19 protein-coding genes and 1 pseudogene are annotated in these 19,148 nt (G+C 69.3%); 14 read left to right on the forward strand and 6 right to left on the reverse strand.

Annotation, left to right across the window (positions count from 1 at the left end):
• The first annotated feature begins 8 nt into the window (after window positions 1–8).
• The 10 genes and pseudogenes from MKK63_RS18270 to MKK63_RS18315 all read left to right on the forward strand — a co-directional run bounded on the left by MKK63_RS18270 (window position 9) and on the right by MKK63_RS18315 (window position 10,904).
• Complete coding sequence (locus MKK63_RS18270; RefSeq protein WP_243916269.1) at window positions 9–998, forward strand: transporter; 990 nt, start codon at window positions 9–11, stop codon at window positions 996–998.
• 221 nt (window positions 999–1,219) lie between these two features.
• Window positions 1,220–2,194: a S1C family serine protease gene (locus MKK63_RS18275; RefSeq protein WP_243916268.1), complete on the forward strand. Its 975-nt coding sequence runs from the start codon at window positions 1,220–1,222 to the stop codon at window positions 2,192–2,194.
• A 169-nt stretch (window positions 2,195–2,363) separates the two neighbouring features.
• Window positions 2,364–2,630, forward strand: a pseudogene (locus MKK63_RS18280) (GCG_CRPN prefix-to-repeats domain-containing protein).
• A gap of 642 nt (window positions 2,631–3,272) precedes the next feature.
• Window positions 3,273–3,419, forward strand: coding sequence for a DUF1127 domain-containing protein (locus tag MKK63_RS18285; RefSeq protein ID WP_020095497.1), 147 nt, complete (start codon window positions 3,273–3,275; stop codon window positions 3,417–3,419).
• Window positions 3,420–3,494: 75 nt separating this feature from the next.
• Window positions 3,495–4,916 (forward strand): methylenetetrahydrofolate--tRNA-(uracil(54)-C(5))-methyltransferase (FADH(2)-oxidizing) TrmFO, encoded by a 1,422-nt coding sequence (gene trmFO, locus MKK63_RS18290; protein WP_244004271.1) that lies wholly within the window; start codon window positions 3,495–3,497, stop codon window positions 4,914–4,916.
• A 184-nt stretch (window positions 4,917–5,100) separates the two neighbouring features.
• Window positions 5,101–6,306: a Zn-dependent hydrolase gene (locus tag MKK63_RS18295; protein WP_244004273.1), complete on the forward strand. Its 1,206-nt coding sequence runs from the start codon at window positions 5,101–5,103 to the stop codon at window positions 6,304–6,306.
• 569 nt (window positions 6,307–6,875) lie between these two features.
• On the forward strand, window positions 6,876–7,691 hold the full coding sequence (locus tag MKK63_RS18300; RefSeq protein ID WP_244004275.1) for a glycosyltransferase family A protein: 816 nt from the start codon (window positions 6,876–6,878) through the stop codon (window positions 7,689–7,691).
• A gap of 77 nt (window positions 7,692–7,768) precedes the next feature.
• Entirely contained in the window at window positions 7,769–9,031 is a 1,263-nt protein-coding gene (locus tag MKK63_RS18305; RefSeq protein ID WP_244004276.1) for a glycosyltransferase family 4 protein, read from the forward strand.
• A 2-nt stretch (window positions 9,032–9,033) separates the two neighbouring features.
• On the forward strand, window positions 9,034–10,218 hold the full coding sequence (locus tag MKK63_RS18310) for a DegT/DnrJ/EryC1/StrS family aminotransferase (protein WP_244004278.1): 1,185 nt from the start codon (window positions 9,034–9,036) through the stop codon (window positions 10,216–10,218).
• Window positions 10,215–10,904, forward strand: a complete 690-nt coding sequence (locus MKK63_RS18315) for a hypothetical protein (RefSeq protein ID WP_244004280.1) — start codon at window positions 10,215–10,217, stop codon at window positions 10,902–10,904. Before MKK63_RS18310 ends, MKK63_RS18315 begins: the two co-directional genes overlap by 4 nt.
• A gap of 3 nt (window positions 10,905–10,907) precedes the next feature.
• On the opposite strand, the gene MKK63_RS31740 is transcribed toward MKK63_RS18315, so the two are convergent.
• Entirely contained in the window at window positions 10,908–11,627 is a 720-nt protein-coding gene (locus MKK63_RS31740) for a CatB-related O-acetyltransferase (protein WP_276081995.1), read from the reverse strand.
• A gap of 295 nt (window positions 11,628–11,922) precedes the next feature.
• Here MKK63_RS31740 and MKK63_RS18325 point away from each other — a divergent pair, with 295 nt between their 5' ends.
• The 3 genes from MKK63_RS18325 to MKK63_RS18335 are packed head-to-tail and all read left to right on the forward strand — an operon-like array spanning window position 11,923 to window position 14,471.
• Window positions 11,923–12,561 (forward strand): PadR family transcriptional regulator, encoded by a 639-nt coding sequence (locus tag MKK63_RS18325; protein WP_244004282.1) that lies wholly within the window; start codon window positions 11,923–11,925, stop codon window positions 12,559–12,561.
• A gap of 30 nt (window positions 12,562–12,591) precedes the next feature.
• The gene (locus tag MKK63_RS18330; protein ID WP_244004284.1) at window positions 12,592–13,509 is read left to right on the forward strand and encodes a glycosyltransferase family 2 protein; all 918 of its coding nucleotides are present in this window, start codon (window positions 12,592–12,594) and stop codon (window positions 13,507–13,509) included.
• Window positions 13,506–14,471, forward strand: a complete 966-nt coding sequence (locus MKK63_RS18335; RefSeq protein ID WP_244004286.1) for a glycosyltransferase family 2 protein — start codon at window positions 13,506–13,508, stop codon at window positions 14,469–14,471. Before MKK63_RS18330 ends, MKK63_RS18335 begins: the two co-directional genes overlap by 4 nt.
• On the opposite strand, the gene rutD is transcribed toward MKK63_RS18335, so the two are convergent.
• From rutD to rutA, 4 genes are all read right to left on the reverse strand, one after another.
• A complete protein-coding gene (rutD, locus tag MKK63_RS18340; RefSeq protein WP_244004288.1) occupies window positions 14,431–15,246 on the reverse strand; it encodes a pyrimidine utilization protein D in 816 nt (271 codons plus the stop codon). The two genes, MKK63_RS18335 and rutD, sit on opposite strands and share 41 nt — an antisense overlap.
• On the reverse strand, window positions 15,233–15,619 hold the full coding sequence (rutC, locus tag MKK63_RS18345; protein ID WP_244004290.1) for a pyrimidine utilization protein C: 387 nt from the start codon (window positions 15,617–15,619) through the stop codon (window positions 15,233–15,235). The genes rutD and rutC overlap by 14 nt, the downstream gene beginning before the upstream one ends.
• A 109-nt stretch (window positions 15,620–15,728) precedes the next feature.
• Complete coding sequence (gene rutB / locus MKK63_RS18350; RefSeq protein WP_244004292.1) at window positions 15,729–16,490, reverse strand: pyrimidine utilization protein B; 762 nt, start codon at window positions 16,488–16,490, stop codon at window positions 15,729–15,731.
• Window positions 16,490–17,584: a pyrimidine utilization protein A gene (rutA, locus tag MKK63_RS18355; RefSeq protein ID WP_244004389.1), complete on the reverse strand. Its 1,095-nt coding sequence runs from the start codon at window positions 17,582–17,584 to the stop codon at window positions 16,490–16,492. Before rutA ends, rutB begins: the two co-directional genes overlap by 1 nt.
• A 474-nt stretch (window positions 17,585–18,058) precedes the next feature.
• On the opposite strand from rutA, the gene MKK63_RS18360 reads away from it, so the two are divergent.
• Window positions 18,059–18,472 (forward strand): DUF4864 domain-containing protein, encoded by a 414-nt coding sequence (locus tag MKK63_RS18360; protein ID WP_243916256.1) that lies wholly within the window; start codon window positions 18,059–18,061, stop codon window positions 18,470–18,472.
• A 34-nt stretch (window positions 18,473–18,506) separates the two neighbouring features.
• Here the strand turns inward: MKK63_RS18360 and MKK63_RS18365 are convergent, their stop codons facing one another.
• Window positions 18,507–18,887 carry a hypothetical protein gene (locus MKK63_RS18365; protein WP_244004294.1) on the reverse strand — a complete coding sequence of 127 codons (381 nt, stop codon included), beginning with the start codon at window positions 18,885–18,887 and terminating at the stop codon, window positions 18,507–18,509.
• Window positions 18,888–19,148: the final 261 nt, after the last annotated feature.

A 19,148-nucleotide genomic window follows, 5' to 3' on the forward strand; every position in this document is an offset into this window, starting at 1 on the left:
ATGAGACAATGATGAAGAACTGGCTCGCGGCCGGCACGGTCGCGCTCACGGTCGGCATGACCTCGACGATCGCGCAGGCGCAGACCACGACGGTTCCCGGTGAGCAGGTCGGCCTCGCTGTCGGCGCGCCGCTGCCGGAAGGCCTCTACGCCATCAACACGTTCACCTACCGCCGCACCGACGGCCGGAACGACGCCGACACGGCCGTCAACGTCCCGGTCCTGGTCTGGTCGACCCCGCTGGTTCCGCTCGGCGGCCGCGTCGAGCTGCTCGTCGCTCCCCCGACCGTGTTCGTCTTCACCCGCAACCCGGCGGGCCAGCGCAACAAGGACATCTCGATCAACGTCGGCACCTTCGTCGGCGGCATCTGGGCCTTCGACCTCGGCAGCAACTTCGGCGTCAGCTTGCTCGGCGGCGTGTACCTGAACGACCTCAACGGCGACCGCGGCTCGATCAACGGCGGTGTCGTCAATGGTCAGGTCGTCGGCACCCCGGTGCTGCCGCAGCTCTCCTCCAACACCTACCGCTTCGGCGTTGCCGGCAGCTACACCGGTGACGGCTGGAACATCACCGGCAACCTGACCGCCAACATCTACGATTCGCCCGGCCGCTTCCCGGGTCAGGTCGGCGCCGCCATCGGCCCGATCAACCTCTCGGACTCGCTGAACTTCGACATCACCGCGACGAAGAAGTTCGGCAACTTCGAGATCGGCCCGATCGCCTACGGCACGTATAACTTCGACATCAGCCAATACAGCGCGGCGGCCGGCAACCGCGGCCGGTTCGCAGTCGGCGGCCTCATCGGCTACGACTTCAAGATCTTCACCGTCCAGGCCTACGTCGCCCGCGACGTCGTGACCGGCGCGACCCTCACCAACGCGTTCGGCCGCACCCGCAGCGACTACTCCACGGACGGCTGGATCCGCTTCATCGTCCCGCTGTACTCGCCGGTCGCCGCCGCCACGCCGGTCCCGGCGCCGCTGGTCCGCAAGTACTGAGACGCGCCAACCCGGATCCCGCCGCGCGGCGGGACCCGGACGCTTTCGAAGGACCGCCCGGCCCCGGCCGGGCGGTCCTTTTCGTTTTCAGCCCTGCGGCAATGGTGTGCGGGGCGCCCGACATGGGTGTCGCGGGCGGCGCGGACATCCTATCTTGTCGTCTTTCGCGCACCCGGTTCCGGCCAGGGTGCGGATCTGCGAAGGACGCGCGAAGGACTCTCATGGCGACGCAGGGCGAGTGGAAGATCCCCGCGCAGGCCCAGCCGCGGCCTGCGGATTATGGCTACGACCTCGACCGGGCGCTCTCGGCGGTGCTGGCCCTGTCGACGCGGGTGCCGGAGGGCGCCTTCACGGCCGAGACGCTGGGGACCGAGCGGGCCGGCAATGGCGTGATGATCCGCGAGGACGGCCTCGTGCTGACCATCGGCTACCTCGTGACCGAGGCCGAGAGCGTCTGGCTCACCACCCGGGACGGCCGCTCGGTCCAAGGCCATGTCCTCGGCTTCGACGCCGCCACCGGCTTCGGCCTGGTCCAGGCCCTGGGCGACCTCGGCGTGCCGGCCCTGCCGCTCGGCCGCTCGGCCGGGCTGAAGACCGGCGACCGGGCGGTGCTGGCCGGGGCGGGCGGGCGCCAGCGCTGCGTCGCCGTCGAGGTGGTCGCCCGGCAGGAATTCGCCGGCTACTGGGAATACGTCCTCGACGAGGCCCTGTTCACATCCCCCGCACACCCGCATTGGGGCGGGACGGCGCTGATCGGCCCCCAGGGCGAGCTGCTCGGCATCGGCTCGCTGCAATTGCAGCAGGGCGGCTCGGGAAGCGCGCGCCCGATCAACATGGTGGTGCCCATCGACCTGCTGCCACCGATCCTCGACGACCTCGCGACGAGCGGGCGGGCGAACCGGCCACCGCGCCCGTGGCTGGGCCTCTACGCCACCGAAAGCGAGGAGGGCATCGTGGTGATGGGGCTGGCCGATGGCGGCCCGGCCGAGACCGGCGGCCTCCAGGCCGGCGACGTGATCGAGGCGGTGGCGGGCGAGCCGGTGGCGGATCTCGCCGCCCTGTTCCGCAGCGTCTGGGCCCTCGGCGAGGCGGGCGTGCGGGTGCCGCTCACCATCCGCCGCGAGGGGCGGGGCGTGAAGCTCGCCCTCGTCTCCGCCGACCGGGAGCGGTTTTTGCGCACGCCCTCGCTGCACTGACCGCGCGAAAACCTCGGCCGTGAAATCGCGGCGGCCTGTACGGCGTTGCGCCGATGCCGCCGCGAGCCTGTACCCGCTACAACCTCTGGCTCAGCGTCGGTTCAGGCGGCGGAGCCGAATCTCCCTCGACCGGCTGCCGATCCGCCGGAGGACGAGAGGAGATCCTGTCATGACGTTTCTGAGCGCACCGCGCGCGAAGGCGCTCGTTGTGGCCGCCGCGATCGCCGGCGGCCTCGGGCTTGCCGGCTCGGCCCAGGCGGCCGGGGGCTGCGGCCCCGGCTTCCATCCCAATCCCTGGGGCATCTGCCGCCCGAACTGAGGGCCCCGCCCCTACGGCTCCTGGCGTCGGCCGGTCTATTATGGCGGCTACGGCTATGGCCGGCCCCGGCCCTACGGCCGCCCCTACGGCTACTACGGCGCGCGCCCGTTCTACTGAGGCGGCCCCACGCGATTGAGCGCTCTGCGCCGAAGTGGACACCGGTTCGGCGCCGGAGAGCGCGTCACACCAAGGGTATAGAGCCGTGCGCGATCGCAACCCGCACGGTACACGACAGCGACGCCACCATCGCGGAATGAGGCGCGGGTCCCCTCTCCCGTGGGGGAGAGGTCTGCGTTCGCAGAAAGCCGGGTGAGGAATGTGCGGCTTCCGGAAGAGACGCACCCTGTCGGCGCCTTGACGGTGCGCTCGATCCTGAACCTTCTCGACCCTCACCCCAACCCTCTCCCGCACGGGAGAGGGGGCATGTCGCGCTTGCCACCCGTGTTGGCAGACAAGTGTCGTGTACCGTGCGCAACCCGATCGGGCGCACGGCTCTAGCTGCTCGATTCAACGCGAAGGGTGCCCCATCGGCCGGTGGGGCGCCCTTCGCGCGTTCGGCGGGCTCCGCATGCGCCTAAAGAATGACCATTCGGAAAGGTTGCCGAGATCTTAAGCGGGTCATGCGATAACCGCAGGGCTGATGCTTGACCTTTCGACTCCTGCTGCGCCGCAGCGGGCTTATATGTGCATTGCACCAACAAGAGGCACCGATGCGCATCGAAGCGCCATCGGATGCCCGAACAGAGGTCAAAGCATATCATGTCCGCCGCCCGTAGCGTCCTGAGCCGCGTCCGCGCCTATCTCCGGTACCGCGACACGGTCACCCAGCTCTCCCGCCTTTCGGATCGCGATCTGGCCGATCTCGGCATCAACCGCAGCGAGATCCGCGGCGTCGCCCGCGTCTGATCCCCGATACTGCGTGGGCCTATCGAAGGACCGCCGCCCGTTGATCCGGGCGGCGGTCCTTCGCTATTCTCGGGTATGACACAGACCATTCACATCGTCGGCGGCGGTCTCGCCGGGTCCGAGGCTGCCTGGCAGGTGGCGGAGGCCGGCCATCGCGCCGTCATTCACGAGATGCGCCCGGAGCGCCGCACCGAGGCCCATCAGACGGACGGGCTGGCCGAGCTCGTCTGCTCGAACTCCTTCCGGTCGGACGATCCCGAGAGCAACGCCGTCGGGCTGCTGCACCAGGAGATGCGTGCTTTGGGCTCGCTGATCATGCGGGCGGCGGATGCCAACCAAGTGCCGGCCGGCGGGGCGCTGGCGGTGGACCGCGAAGGCTTCTCCGCCGCGGTCACCCGGGCGCTGGAGCAACACCCCAACGTCGCCATCGTCCGCGGGGAAGTCGCGGGCCTCCCGCCGGAAGATTGGGGCTCCTGCATCGTCGCCACCGGCCCGCTGACCGCCCCGGCGCTGGCCGCGGGCATCCGCGGGCTCACCGGGGCCGAGTCCCTCGCCTTCTTCGACGCGATCGCGCCGATCGTCCACCGCGACTCGATCGACATGGACGTGGCGTGGTTCCAGTCGCGCTACGACAAGCCGGGCCCCGGCGGCACGGGGGCCGACTACCTCAACTGCCCGATGGACCGCGCGCAGTACGAGGCCTTCGTGGCCGCCCTCGTGGCGGGCGACAAGATCGGGTTCAAGCAGTGGGAGGGCACGCCCTATTTCGACGGCTGCCTGCCGATCGAGGTGATGGCCGAGCGCGGGCCCGAGACCCTGCGGCACGGCCCGATGAAGCCCGTGGGCCTGACCAACCCGCGCGACCCCCTGGTCAAGCCCTGCGCGATCGTTCAGCTGCGCCAGGACAACGCGCTCGGCACGCTCTACAATCTGGTGGGCTTCCAGACGAAGCTGACCTACGCCGAGCAGGTGCGGATCTTCCGCACGATCCCCGGCCTGGAGCGGGCCGAGTTCGCCCGCCTCGGGGGGCTGCACCGGAACACCTATCTCGACAGCCCGCGCCTGCTCGACGCCACGCTCCGGCTGAAGGCTCGGCCGGCCCTGCGCTTCGCCGGCCAGATCACCGGCTGCGAGGGCTACGTGGAGAGCGCCGCGGTGGGGCTGATGGCGGGCCGCTTCGCGGTGGCCGAGGCCGCAGGGCAACCCCTCGCCCCCCTGCCCCAGACCACGGCGCTGGGTGCACTGATCGCCCATATCACGGGCGGCCACGTGGAAGCGGATGGCGAGGCCAACGCGCCGCGCTCGTTCCAGCCGATGAACGTCAATTTCGGTCTGTTCCCACCCCTGGCGCAGGCGCCCCGCAACGAGACCGGCCGGCGCCTGCGTGGACCGGAGAAGGCAGCCCTCAAGAAGCGCGCGCTGACCGACCGCGCCCGGGCCGACCTCTCCGCCTGGATGACGCAGCCAGCGGACCGGACGCCCGTAGCGGCCGAGTAGCGCCAAGTCCCGGATTCAAAAGGGCGAGCCCTTTTGTGGGTGCAGGGTGAAACCCTGCTCGGCTTGGGCAAAGCCCAAGGTCGGGGCTCCGCCCCGACGCCCCGCCAAAGGGCCTCAAGCCCTTTGGAAACCGGGATGCGCGCATGGACCTTGCACGGTCGGCGCGTTCAGCCTCCGGGGATCCATGACCGAGATCGACACCCAAGCCTTCCTGGCCGACCTGCACGAACTGCGTGAGATCGGGCGGTTCCGCACCGGCGTCCACCGCCCGACCTTCTCGGCGGCCGACATGGAATCCCGCCGCTGGCTGATGGCCAAGCTGGAGGCTTGCGGGCTGGAGGCGTCCATCGACGGGATCGGTAACGTGCTCGGGCGCCATCGCGGCGCCGGCCCGCATCTGCTGGTCGGCAGCCACATCGAGACCCAGAACGAGGCTGGCTGGCTCGACGGGGCGCTCGGGGTCGTGGCCGGTGTGGCGCTGGCCCGGGTCGGGCTGCCGGTCGACGTCGTGGCTTTCGCGGACGAGGAGGGACATTTCTCCGGCGGCTTCCTGGGCAGCCGCTCGGCGATCGGCGACCTGACCGAGGCCGAGATCGACGAAGCCCGCAACCGCACCGACGGAACCCCCCTCCGCGCGGCGCTCGCGACCGCCGGCCTCGCCGGCCTGCCCCGGATGCGGCTCGACCCGGGCCGCTACCACGGCTTCCTGGAGATGCATATCGAGCAGGGCACGCAGCTCGAATCCGCCGGCCTGCATCTTGGCGTGGTGAGCGGCATCGTGGCGATCTGGCAGTTCCGGATCGTGTTCGAAGGCAACCAGGACCATGCGGGCGGCACCACCATGACGGAGCGCCGGGACGCGGGCCTCTCGGCGGTGCGGCTGCTCGCGGCGATCGACCGGGACTTCCCGACGGTCTGCGGCCCGCGCAGCACCTGGACCACGGGGCGGATCACCCTCGATCCCGGCGGCTACAGCATCATCCCGGGCCGGGCCGAGGTCTTCTTCCAGTTCCGCGACGTGTCGATGCCGGTGCTGGAGCGGATGGAGGCCTGCCTGGAGGCACTGGTGCGCGAATCGAACCGGCACGAGCGCTGCCCCGCCACGCTGACGGCTCTCTCCAAGGCGATCCCCGCCCCCTGCGACCCGGATCTGATGCGCGCCCTCTCCGAGGCCGCCGAGCAGGTCTGCCCGGGCGGCTGGCAGGTGATGCCCTCCGGCGCCGGCCACGACGCCCAGAACGTCGCCCGGATCCTGCCGGCCGCGATGCTGTTCGTCCCCTCGATCGGCGGCATCAGCCACCATTGGGCGGAGGATACCAGCGACGCGGATCTGGCGCTGGGGGTGCGGGCGCTGGGCGCGGCGGCGGCGCGGACGCTGGCGCGGGGATAACGGATGCGGCCTTAGGGACCGCCTGTCGAAGCACCGAAACATGCGCTGAGTGGGATCGCCGCGCCGTTCCGCTACGCTGCAGGACGTCACAGATCGCGGCGTGTCTCTTCGCCCGGACGGTAGGGCGGCGGAGCCCCCCCGGGGGGATCCGAGGTTCTGCCAGATTCTTCGGATTCCGTAGCGATGCAGGAAACCACTTCTGCATCTGGCTCCCGGACACAGCAGTCGGGAAACGCCTGTCTTCGGTTTCTAAATTTCATTCGATCTCCATATGCCGTAAAAATTCGTCTTTATCGAATAAATCTGATTTATATCTGCTGCGCTTTGGGCATTATAAGTTGCCGATATCTCCATAATCCCCCCAATTTCGTAAACTTGACGGCGGGTTTTTCAAAACGTAACAGGGGCATTGCGCTCGTCTTCCGATCAGAAACGCTGAGACTTGGTTTTAAAAGTTGCATGATCGAGTATTTGCCTTCATAAATAAGAAATAGACTGAAAAAAATTCGCCAATATCGAGATATATATTTGATGCCACGGTTTTCGGAGTCATACGGGAAAGTTTCGAGATGTCGCAGCCTTCGTCGGTCGGGGTGATCACGCCGTCCCGTCTTCAGCGGATCACCGTCGGGGCACACACCGACGCGTATTTCGTCGACCGGGCGATCACCGGCGCGCTCGCCCAAACCGCTGTTGCGGAAGGACGCGCCCGGCTCACCTTCATCATCGGCATCGATGCTGATGCGGCCATCCCCGCGTCTCTTGCCGAGCGGAGCGATGTCATCTGGGCGCGGAGCGAGACCCGCTCGCAGGCCGGTGCCCTGAATGCCGGGATCGATGCGGCGGCGGATCGTTTTGACTACATCGCCTTCTTGGAGGACGACGATTGGTGGGACCCGCATTACCTCACCTGGGGTCTCAATGCTTTGAAACGCTTTGATTTTGTCTCCACGACCCAGCTCGAGGTCGATGAGAACGGCACGATCATGCGCATCAACGACTTCCCGACGCCCTCAGGGTGGATGATGCCGTCCAGCACTCTGCGGCGGATCGGATTGTTCGATCCCACCTTGCGCTGGCATCTCGATAATGAATGGCTCGGTCGATTGGGCGACAGCGGCTTGAGACGCTGCCACCTCATCGACGCCTTGGCGCCGGCAACCCTTGCGATGGCGGAACAGGTCCGCCCCTGGATCGCCAATGTCGTGCACTTCGGCGGCAAGAATCTCGAGTTGCAGCGGCATACAATGCCGGCGCCGCTGATCACGCGGCTTGTGCATTCCCGCTCCGGAATGGCGCGTATTGCCGGTGACGCAGCGCTTCAGGAGCAGAGCCGGGCAGAATACCAGCACCTCATCGAGCGCTTCGGCCGCATCCCCTGGTGAGAGACAGCCCCGGGCAAGGATCGGGCTTGATGAGTCGTGCGCCGGAGAGGGCGCAGGACGACTCAAAGGACTTTGCAGTGTCAGAGCAGCTTCACGTCGCGATCGATGCGCGACCGGCCCTGGGTGCTGCTGGTGGGGTGGCCGAGGTCACACGTGGCCTGATCACCCATCTCCATTACCTTCCGGCGGACCAGTTTCGCTTCTCCCTGATCGTGGATTCGGACGCGCGCGACGATCTGCGCGCGATCATGCCGGATCATTGCAGACTGCTGCCGCTAAACACCGAAGCCCTGCCGATTCGCGAGCGCGCGTTCAGGCTGGCTGGCACGCCGCTGGCCCAGCGGATCTTCAAGTTCCGGGACAAGAGTGCGAATACCCGGATCAACCTCCACGACGCGACAGGACCCTTGCGGGATGCAGGCGTGGCAGTGGTGCACGGCCTGTCGCAATTCGCGCTCGATTCGGACCTGCCGCTCCTCTACCACCCCCACGACCTCCAGCATCTTCATCTGCCGCAGTTCTTTTCTGACGGCGATCTTGAGCAGCGTGAGGTCGTCTACCAGTATTTCTGCAGCTTGGCGGCGATCGTGCCGGTGGCTTCGCGCTGGATCGCGGAGGATCTCCAACGCCAATACCGGGTACCGACCGAGAAGCTGGCCGTCATCTCGTTCGCGCCGCCGGCAGGCGACCGCACGCTTCCGGCACCGGCAGAGGTGCGGAATCTCTGTGATCGCCTCCAGATCCAGCCGGGCGGCTTCCTGATCTACCCGGCGGCCGGTTGGGAGCACAAGAACCATGTCGGCCTGGTGGAGGCTGCCGCAATCCTGCGGGCACAGGGTATCCAGCCGCCCCTCATGGTCTTCACGGGGGCGCTCGTGCCGTTCTCGTTGCGCGTGTTGGAGCGGGCGGCCGCCCTCAACGTGACGGACTGCTTCCGATGGGCCGGCTACATAACCCAGCGCGATCTGGTTGTGCTCTACCATCTAGCCCGGGGCGCCGTCGTACCGACCAAGTTCGAGGCCGCCAGCGCGCCGGTCTGGGAAGCCTTCGCGATCGGGTGTCCCGTTGCCTGCTCCAACGTCACATCGTTGCCGTCGCAGACCGATGGCGGCGCGCTCCTGTTCGACCCCAATAACAGCGGCGACATCGCCGGTGCGATCTTCAAGCTGTGGTCGGATGCCCCGCTCCGCGACCAGTTCGCGGCGCGGGGACGAGAGGTTGTCGCCCGGCACACCTGGGAATCGGTGGTTCGCCGGTTCGGCGTCCTCTATCGCAAGGCCGCCGGCCGGCCTCTGAGCGCGGCGGATGAAGCGCTGATCGCCACCGGGCCGGCGGTTTGATCATGGCCGACCGCAATTTCATTCCCGTCGCCGCTCCGACCCTGGGTGGGAACGAGCGCGCCTACGTGCTCGAATGCCTCGACAGCACCTGGATCTCGTCCAGTGGCCGCTTCCTGGATGCCTTCGAGGTCGCCTTCGCGCGCTTCTGCGGTGTTTCCCATGCGGTGGCGGTCAACAACGGCACCACCGCGCTGCACCTCGCGCTCACGGCCCTGGGGATCGGCCCCGGCGATGAGGTGATCGTGCCGAACCTCACCTACATCGCGTCGGCGAATGCCGTGACCTATTGCGGGGCCAAGCCGGTCTTCGTCGATTGCGAGCCCCTAACCTTGAACCTCGACCCGGATTGTATCGAGGCGCGGATCACCCCGCGCACCCGGGCCATCCTACCGGTCCACCTCTACGGCCATCCTGCCGATATGGACCGGATCAGCAGGCTGGCCGCGCGCCACGACCTGCACGTGGTCGAGGACGCGGCGGAGGCGCACGGGGCTACCTATCGGGGGCGGCCGGTCGGTTCGTTCGGGGCCTGTGCGACCTTCAGCTTCTACGGTAACAAGATCATCACCACCGGCGAGGGCGGCATGGTGGTGACGGACGACGCGGCTCTCGCGGCGCGGCTGCGTCTCTACCGCGGGCAAGGCCTCGACCCGCAGCGCCGCTACATACATCCGGTGGTCGGCTTCAACTACCGGATGACGAACATCGCCGCCGCGATCGGCCTCGCTCAGCTGGAGCGGATCGACACGATCCTGGCCGCCCGCCGTCAGGTGGCCGCCTGGTATGCCGAGCGGCTCGCCGGCATTGAAGGTCTGCGCCTGCTCGGTTCCCAGCCATGGGCGGTGCCCGTGCCCTGGCTCGTCACTGTGCTGCTCACGGGAGGTGATGCCCATGAGCGGGATGCGGTCATGGCGGCGCTCCTGGCCGATGGGATCGATAGCCGTCCGCTTTTCTACCCGACACACCAGCAGGCCCCCTATCATGAGGAGACTCGCTATCCCGTCGCCGAGACATGGTCGGCCCGTGGCCTCAACCTACCCACCTTCGAGGCCATGACCGAGGCCGATGTCGCGGCGGTCTGCGCGTCCTTGAGGCGGGCCATCGCCCAGTATGCCGAGGCGTTCCCCGGCGCACCACCGAGTGAGGTCCGCGAGCCCCAGGCCAGATCTCCCCAAGCCGTTCGATGACGCAGCGGCTCGTGATATGCGGTGGCGGCGGTCTGGCGGTGGAGGTCGCCGCTCTCCTGCGCGACCTCGGCGAGCGTGGACGCGTGGACGGCGACGGCTACGTGATCACGGATGTGGTCGCCCCCGGACCAGTGCGGACCGCAGACCTGACCGCCCTATGCGGTAGTCCCTTCGCGACGCATGCGGACATCGCCTCGATCCCGGACCGGGATCAGAAGGAATTCATCGTCTGCACGGGCGACCCGACGATCCGGCACAAGATCTATCGTGAACTTGTCCGCATGAATCTGACCCTGGCGCGTATCGTCCACCCGATGGCTTACGTCGCGCCTTCAGCGGTGATCGGGGCCGGGGCGATCATCTATCCCGGCGTTTTTGTCGGTCCCTTCGTGCAACTCGGCGCCAACGTGGTGTTGCATGCACAGGTGGCGGTTCATCACGACTCACGCCTCAACGCATCTGTCGTTCTGTCACCAGGCGCGCTCCTGTGCGGTCATACCGTGTGTGGAAAGGCCGCATTCCTGGGAACCGGCGCATCAATCCTGCCGAAAATGCGCCTGGGCGCCTACAGCAAGCTCTCGGCCGGATCGGTGCTCAGGCGGGCGGCCGGTGATGGATGCCTGTTGCATGGTAACCCGGCGACGGTGCGCCGCACTTGGTCCGTCGCGTTGGAGGAAGACACGTAATCCTCACCCCCCCGGCACCAGCGACCGGAGCGGGATCATCTCCGGCCGGTATTCCTGCATCCCGCCGGCGATCCGCTCCTCCACGGCGTCCAGGAACTTCTCCGGGTCGGTGATCGAGCACTGGCGCAGGTCCCAGAAGGCGTAGCGCCACCATTGCACCTTCAGGTAGCGCTCGATCAGCGCATCGGGGAAGCGCATCTTCACGACCCGGGCGGGGCTGCCGGCCACGATCGCGTAGGGCGGCACGTCCTTGGTCACCACCGCCATGGCGCCGACCACCGCCCCGTCGCCGATCGTAATGTCGGGCATCAGGAAGGCGCCGTGGCCGATATAGACGTCGTTGCCGATGCGCACGCGCTTGGGCCACAGATAGGGGCCGCAGATCTCGTAATCCTCCGCCCGCGGATCGGCGCGGTCGAACACCGCCGAATGGTGCGTGTAGAACAGCGGTGAGGTCGAGCCGCACTGGACCGGGTGGCTGCCGCGCCCGACCTGCACGCTCTCGCCGATCGAGCAGTAGCGGGCGATGTCGGCGCCGAAATAGTAGCCGCTGACCGCGTACGAGAACGCCCCCATCGTGAGGCAGTAATCGACGCCCATCCACTTGATGCTGCACGGCGGCTCGAAGGTGCAATCCTCCGGCAGGCCGAACGGCGCCGGGTGCAACACCGAGATGCCCCGCCGCAGCATCTCCTGCTTCATGTCCTCGTTGACGGAGATCATACGGCGTCCTCGTCGATCGGGCGTCGGGCCCCGGACCTCCGCACGGACGCGTTCACCGCGTGTCGTCCCGGGGCGCTGTCGCCGTGCAGATCGCGGATCGGGTCACGGGCAATTGTCGGGCGGCGTCGGGGGGTGAAGGGCAAGGCGCAGGCCGGTGGCATCGGTGAGCCGCCGCACTAACCGAACCGGCAGGGCCCGTAAACCGCAGGCGGCCCCCATGGCGCAGAAGCCCGCCTCACCGAATCCCTTGCAGGCGATAGGGTTTCGATATATCTTAATTGGCGACATATCGGAAGTGAGTCGACTCACCATGCATCCCGACATCATGGACCCCTTCTACGGCGATCCCTTCGACGCCCACCGCGTCCGCGCTCATCGTGGCCCGATGGGGGGTGATCACAGGGGGCGGCACGGGCATCCCGGCCGCAGCCCCGGCGACCGCCGGATGTTCGGCCGCGGCGGTCGCGGCGATCTCGCCCGCTTCTTCGCCCATGGCGACCTCAGGCTCGTGATCCTCCACCTGATCGCCGAGAAGCCCCGGCACGGCTACGAGATCATCAAGGCCATCGAGGAGCGGGTCGGCGGTGCCTACAGCCCGAGCCCCGGCACGGTCTACCCGACGCTGACGCTGCTCGAGGAACTCGGCCACGTCACGGTGACCCCCGGGGAGGGCACCAAGCGGCTGCACACGATCACCCCGGAGGGCCAGGCCGTCCTCGACGGCAACCGCCCGACCCTGGAGGCCATCCTCGCCCGGATGGCCGAGGCCGAGGCCGCCCGGGGCGACGGGCCGCCGCCCTCCCTGGTGCGCGCCAAGGAGGGTCTGAAGCTTGCCCTGCAGATGCGCCTCGCCCGCGGACCGCTCAGCGCCGAGCAGACCGCCGCCATCACGGCGGCCCTGGAGGCGGCGACCGCCGCGGTGGAGCGGGCGTGACGCGCCGCGACCTGCGTCGGGGCCCGTCCGGTGCCTGATCCGCGTTCGGGCCTTCCCGCCCTCGGCATCACCCTGTTCCGGCCGGGCCCGGACCAGGTGGAGCGCGTCCTCGCCCAGGCCGCGGCCGGGGGCGCCACGGTGATCGCCTTCGACAATGGCGGTCTCGCCGCCGGTGACGCGGGACGCCTCGTCCGCGCCGGCGTGATCCTGCTGTCGGAGGGGCACAATGTCGGCATCGCGGCGGCGCTCAACCGGATCGCCGCGTCCGCCCGGGACGCGGGGGCGGAGACCCTCCTGCTCCTCGATCAGGATGCCGAGCCGCCCGGAGATCTCGCCGCTGGGTTGCTCGCCGCCCTCGGAGAGCTGCGGCGTGCCGCGATCCGGGCCGCGGTGGTGGGCCCCGCCCCGGCGCCGGCCGCCGGCCACAAGGCGCCAGCCTATCCGCGCCGACCCGGCGTTCCGGATCAGGGCGTCCTCGCCTCGGTGCAGTTCCTGGCGACCTCGGGCTCGCTGATCGACCTCGCCGCGTTCGACCGGATCGGCCCGTTCCGGGCGGACTTCTTCATCGACGGCGTCGAACTCGAATGGTGCTTCCGGGCCTGGAGCCTCGGCTATGGCTGCTATTGCGCCCGCGACGTCGGGATCCCCCACCGGGTCGGCGGCGGGGTGATCCGGGCCTTCGGGATCGCGATGCCGCGCCAGCCCCTGTTCCGCATGGCGACCTACCTGCGCAACGCGGTGTATGCGTGGCGGCTGCCGCACGTGCCGCTCCGCTGGAAGCTCGCCCAGGCCGCCTACCTGCCCCTCCAGGCCGGCCTGTACTGGGCGGATTCAGGCTGGCGGCCCTCCGTGCTGCTTCGGCTTCTCGCAGCGGCGCGCGACGGCGCCCTCGGCCGCCTCGGCGCACCCCGGGATCTGCCCCAGAATCTGCCCCAGGATCTCCCGTGACCGAGCGCCCTGCCCGTCCCCCGGTCCTCGACGTGGTGATCGTCAACTGGAACGGCGGCGCGCTTCTCCGCGCCTGTCTCGCGAGCCTCGCGGCCGCGCGGGACGCCGCGTCCGTGCAGGTGATCGTGGTCGACAATGCTTCGACCGACGGCTCCGCCGAGGATCTGCCCCCCCTGCCCCACCCGCTCCGGCTGATCCGCAATGCGCACAATCTCGGCTTCGGCCGCGCCTGCGATCAGGGCGCTGCCGCGGGCGATGCCCCCGCGATCCTGTTCCTCAATCCCGACACGCAGGTCGAACCCGACGCCCTGGGCGTGGCCCGGGCCGCCCTGCTGGCCGATCCGCGGACCGGGATCGTCGGCGCCCGGCTGGTCGATCCCGACGGACGGACTGCGCGCTCCTGCGCCCGGACGCCCTCGGCGCTCGGCCTCCTCGGACGTGCCCTGGCGCTGGACCGGCTGGGCCTCGTGCGCCCGCACTTCCTTCGCGAATGGGACCATGCGGAGGACCGCGCCGTCGATCAGGTGATGGGCGCCTTCCTGATGATCCGCCGCGACCTGTTCACGGCGCTCGGCGGGTTCGATCCGCGCTTCTTCGTCTACTGGGAGGATGCCGATCTCTGCGCCCGCGCCCGGGCGGCGGGTTATTCCGTGCGGCACGTCGCCGGGGCGGTCGCGCACCATCTCGGCCAGGGCACGACCCGGCAGGTGCGGGCGCGGCGGCTGTTCTACTTCCTGCGCAGCCAGATCCTCTACGCCGGCAAGCACCACGGCGTCGTCACGGCCCTGGCGGTGACGGCGGCGAGTTTTGGCGCGCAGGTGCCGCTCCGGCTTGCCCTGGCCCTCGTCCACCGCTCGCCCGCCGAGGCCGCCGAGGTTCTGCGCGCCGCCGCCCTCCTGGCCGCGGCGCTGCCGGAGCTCCTCATGCGGGGCGATCGAGGAAGTCCAGCAGGACCCGGTTGAACGCCTCCGGACAGGTCACGCTGTGGGCGTGGCCGCCCTCGGGGGCGAGGGCGAGCCGGGCGTTGGGCAGCGCCGCCGCGAGGCGCTCGGAGCGCGTATAGGGCACCAGCACGTCGTCCCGGGCGGCCATCACCAGGGTCTCGTGCGGGATGCGCCCGAGCCGGTCGGCGATGGCGAAGCGCTCCAGGGCGCCGATGCGCGTCAGCACGGTCTCGGCCCCGGGGAAATGCGCGAGGGCGTGAACCTCGTCGGCCGCGACTCGCGCGGCCTCGGCCGACAACCAGGGCGCCGGGTACAGGAAGATCGCCTGCGCCCGCACGAAGGCCTCCGGCCCGCCCCCGGCCAGGATCGCCCGGCGGGCCGCGAAGCACCGGCGTGTGGCCGGGTCCAGGGCGTCCCAGCCGTTGATGACCACGATCCGCCCGACGCGCCCGGGCGCGGCGAGCGCCGTCTGCAGGGCGATCAGGCCGCCCAGCGCGTGGCCGACCACGTCGGCCCGGTCGATCCCGGCGGCGTCCAGCACCGCGAGCGCGTCCCGGGCCATGGCGGGGATATCGTGGTCCGGCCCGAGCCGGTCGGGCGACCGTCCGGTCCCGCGATGGTCGTAGGTCACCACCCGGAACTGCGCCGTGAGCGCCGCCATCTGCGGCGCGAAGTATCCGGCCCCGCCGCCGAGCCCCGGCGAGAGCAGCACCGGCCGCCCGTCCTCAGGGCCCGCCACCGCGTGGTGGAGCGGGGCCGCGCCGACGCTCACCGGCTGCTCATCGGCCGACATGCGCCACGGAGGCGATCTCCACCAGCGCCTCCGGCTTCACGAGGCCGCACTGGATGCAATAGCGCGCCGGCTTCTCGCCCGGGAAATACGCCGCGTAGACGGCGTTGATCGCCGCGTAGTCCGCCCAGTCCTTCAGGAAGACGTGGTTGAAGGTGACGTCGTCCATCGTGCCGCCCGCGGCTTGGACCACGCCCTTGATGGTCTCCAGCACGTGGCGGGTCTGGGCGGCGGCGTCGCCGACATGGACGACGTTGGCCTCCGCATCCAAAGGGAGCGTGCCCGAGACGTACAGCACGCCGTCGGCCAGCGTCCCCGGCACGTAGGGGGCGAGCGGCTTGCCGGTCCCCGGCGGAATGACGACCTGCTTCGGCATGCCCGTGCGCGCTCCCATTCGACCTGTCGGCCGGGCAGGCCGCGCGGGCGGCGCCGCGTCGGGCGGCGCTCGTGCACCCTGCCGGTGACCGGCCGGGTGCGGGATGCACTTATTCGGCCATATCGAGGCCGACCGCATCAACCGCGGCGTGTGAGGCCGTCCCGAGGGCCGCCGCGAAGGCGGCGACGTCCGAGACCCAGCCGAAGAAGGTCTCGATATTGGCGAGCGCCCCGTGGTGCAGGCTTTCGGGCCCGGCCTGATGCGTCGCATCGGCCAGTACGATCCCGAAATACTCCCGGTGGAACCCGTCCCGCAGGGTCGATTCCACGCAGACGTTGGTGGCGATGCCGGTGAAGACCAACGTGTTGATTCCCCGGGCGCGGAGCATGCTGTCGAGGGGGGTGTTGTAGAAGCCGCTGTAGCGCGGCTTGCCGATCGTCAGGTCGCCGGGCTCGGGCTTCAGGGCGTCCACCAGCGCGTAGTCCCAGGAGCCCTTGGCGAGGAGCTGCGCGTTCATCTCCTGCTTCCGGCGCATGGTCTTGAGGGCGTTGGATTTGTGCCAGTTCGGCGAGCCCGGACCGCCCGCCTCGACATAGTCCGGATCCCAGCCGTTCTGGAACCACAGGATCCGGATGCCCGCCGCCCGGGCCGCCGCCACCGCCCGGACGATCTGCGCGATCACCGGGCCGGTGCCCGACACGTCGAAGCCCGCGAGGTCGAGGTAACCGCCCGCGCTCGCATAGGCGTTCTGCACGTCCACCACGATCAGCACCGTGGCGGCGGGGTCGAAGGCGATCGGCTCGGGCCGGGCCGGCAGGACGACGCTGCCGTGGCGGCCTCGGGGATCGCGATATCCGGCGGGGGCGTCCATCAGGCGACCTCAGGAAGCGGCGCCGTCGCCACGTGCCGGCGCGTGCGCATCAGCGGCTGGATCCGGGTGCCGAAGGCATCGAGACCCTTGAGGAAATCGTCGAACACCAGCAGCACGCCCTCCACCCCGTCGATGGTCATGATTGCGTCGAGCATCGCCGCCACGGTGGCGTAGCTGCCGACCAGGGTACCCATGTTGAGGTTCACCGCCGAGGCGGGGTCCGCGAGCTGGCGCACATTGGTGTCGCCGCCGGACTTGGTGTCGGCCGCGCCCTGGAGGCCGAGCCACGCGATCGCCTCGGCATCGGCTCCCGCCTTGTAGTGGGCCCAGGTGGCCATCGCGGCGGCGTCGGTCTCGTCGGCGATGATCATGAACAGGGCGTAGCAGGTGACGTGACGCCCGGTCTCGGCGCGCGCCCCCGCCAGCTTCTCCACCACGGGGGCGAAGGCGGTCGGCGTGTTGAGCCCTTTCCCTAAACAGAAATTGTAGTCGGCATAGCGGGCCGTGAAGGCAAGCCCCGCCCCGCTCTGGCCGGCGCAGATGATCTTCATCGGCGCCTGCGGCCGGGGGCTCAGCCGGCAATCGTTCATCTGGAAATACGTGCCCTTGAGATCGCTGGCGCCGGTCTCCCACAGCGCGCGGAGGATCTGAGCGTACTCCGCCAGATAGTCGTACCGACTGGCGAAATGCGCATCGCCGGGCCACAGGCCCATCTGGTCGTATTCCGGCTTCTGCCAGCCGGTGACGAGGTTCACGCCGAAGCGACCATCCGAGATCGAGTCGATGGTCGCGGCCATGCGGGCGACGATGGCCGGCGGCAGGCACAGGGTCGCCGCGGTGGCGAACAGCTTGATCCGGGTGGTCACGGCGGCGAGCCCGGCCATCAGGGTGAACGATTCGAGGTTGTGGTCCCAGAACTCGGTCTTGCCGCCGAAACCGCGCAGCTTGATCATCGAGAGGGCGAAGTCGAGCCCGTAACCCTCGGCCTTCAGGGTGATCGCCTTGTTGAGCGCGAAGCTCGGGCGGTACTGCGGGGCATTCTCCGAGATCAACCAGCCATTGTTGCCGATCGGGATGAACACCCCGACGCTCATGGCCTGCGATCCGCCCTGAACCACGCCGGCGGGATGCGCCGGGGCCGAAAGTCCCGTACCGGCCTCGCTCTGACTCATCGATCTGCGCTCCACGCGACGCGACTTCCCGGCCTCAGGGCCCCGAGTCGGCCGGAGGTTTGCAAAACCGGGTTGGAGGGTCAAACCCGTGGCGCCTGTTCGGCGGAAAAATGCTCATCTTTCCAGCGTGTTGCACAATCTGGGCGCGATTTATGCCCAGCCCATTCGCACTTGGAGCGATACCCATTCGGATGCGGCTCGGACGTCGAACCGAAGCTCGTCTCGGCTCAGAGCGGTCCAGGGACGGCGCCCAGCGCAGGCTCAAAAACAGGTCTCGCGCGGCAAATTTGGCAGCACATATACTTGGGGGCCGAGTCCCAATTGTCGCTGACGATCCGAGGACCATTTTCAGTTGGTGAAAACGAGTAACGGATCCGCTCAGCTGGAGTGACATCGATGCGCGTGTTGCCCGCCCTTCTCCTCGTCCTCGGCCTTGCGGGACCGGCAGCGGCCGATGACGCCGCCCGCGCGGCCGCTCAGGCCACGATCACCCGGCAGGTCGAGGCCTTCGGGCGCGACGACGCGCCGGTGGCCTACGCTCAGGCGGCCCCGGCGATCCGCGAGCTCTTCCCGAACGCCGACCTGTTCATCGGCATGGTCCGCACCCAGTATCGCCCGGTCTACCGGCACCGCAGCTTCGTGTTCGGCGAGGCGCGGGACACGGATACGGCGGGCGTGGTCCAGTCGGTGGCGATCCAGGACGAGTACGGCGTCGACTGGACCGCCGAGTACAGCCTGGTCCGGGACGCGGATGGGCAGTGGCGCATCACCGGCTGCCGCCTGACCAAGGCGCCGGGCACGAACGCCTGAAGGGCCCGCCGCCGCCGCCGCGGCGGGCGAGCGCTTACCGGGCGTCCGGCTTCAGCGTCGTGAGCTTGTCGAGCAATTGCAGCGTGGTGTCGGCGCAGGCCTTGGTCGTGTCGTCGTCGGCGCACTTCACGTCGAGGCGGGCATCGCCACGCTCGATGATGAAATGCGCGCCCTTCGGCGGCGGCGGCGGAGGAGGCGGTCCGCCGCCGTCGCGCTGCGGGCCTCCGGGCGGCGGCGGGGGCGGCCCGTCGGCCCCTGGGCCGCGGCGCGGTCCGCCCGGGGGCGGTGGCGGAGGCGGTGCGCCGGCTTCGGGGCCGGGCCGCGGGCCTCCGGGGGGCGGAGGCGGCGTCTGCGCGAAGGCGACGCTGCCGGACAGCAGGGCCGCGACGCCCGCGAGGGCGATGATTCGGGTCATGTCGGCTCTCTTCGAGGAGGGATCCGTCCCGCCGGCTCGATCGCCGCGGGGTGGGCCGAGTCATGGGCGGCCGCGGCCGAACCGGCCCTGAACCGGCCCGTTCAGCTTCGGTTAAACTGGCCGCCCCGCTCTGCGGGCAGACCGGCCGCGCGGCTTTAGAGCCGTGCCCGATCGCGTTGCAATTGAGCACGGCTCGAAGCCCTTGTTCTGGCGCGCTCTCTTACGCCGAACCGGGGTCCACTTCGGCGGAGGGCGCTCTCG

Source organism: Methylobacterium sp. J-088 (assembly GCF_022829295.1).
In the GTDB taxonomy this organism is placed as follows: domain Bacteria; phylum Pseudomonadota; class Alphaproteobacteria; order Rhizobiales; family Beijerinckiaceae; genus Methylobacterium.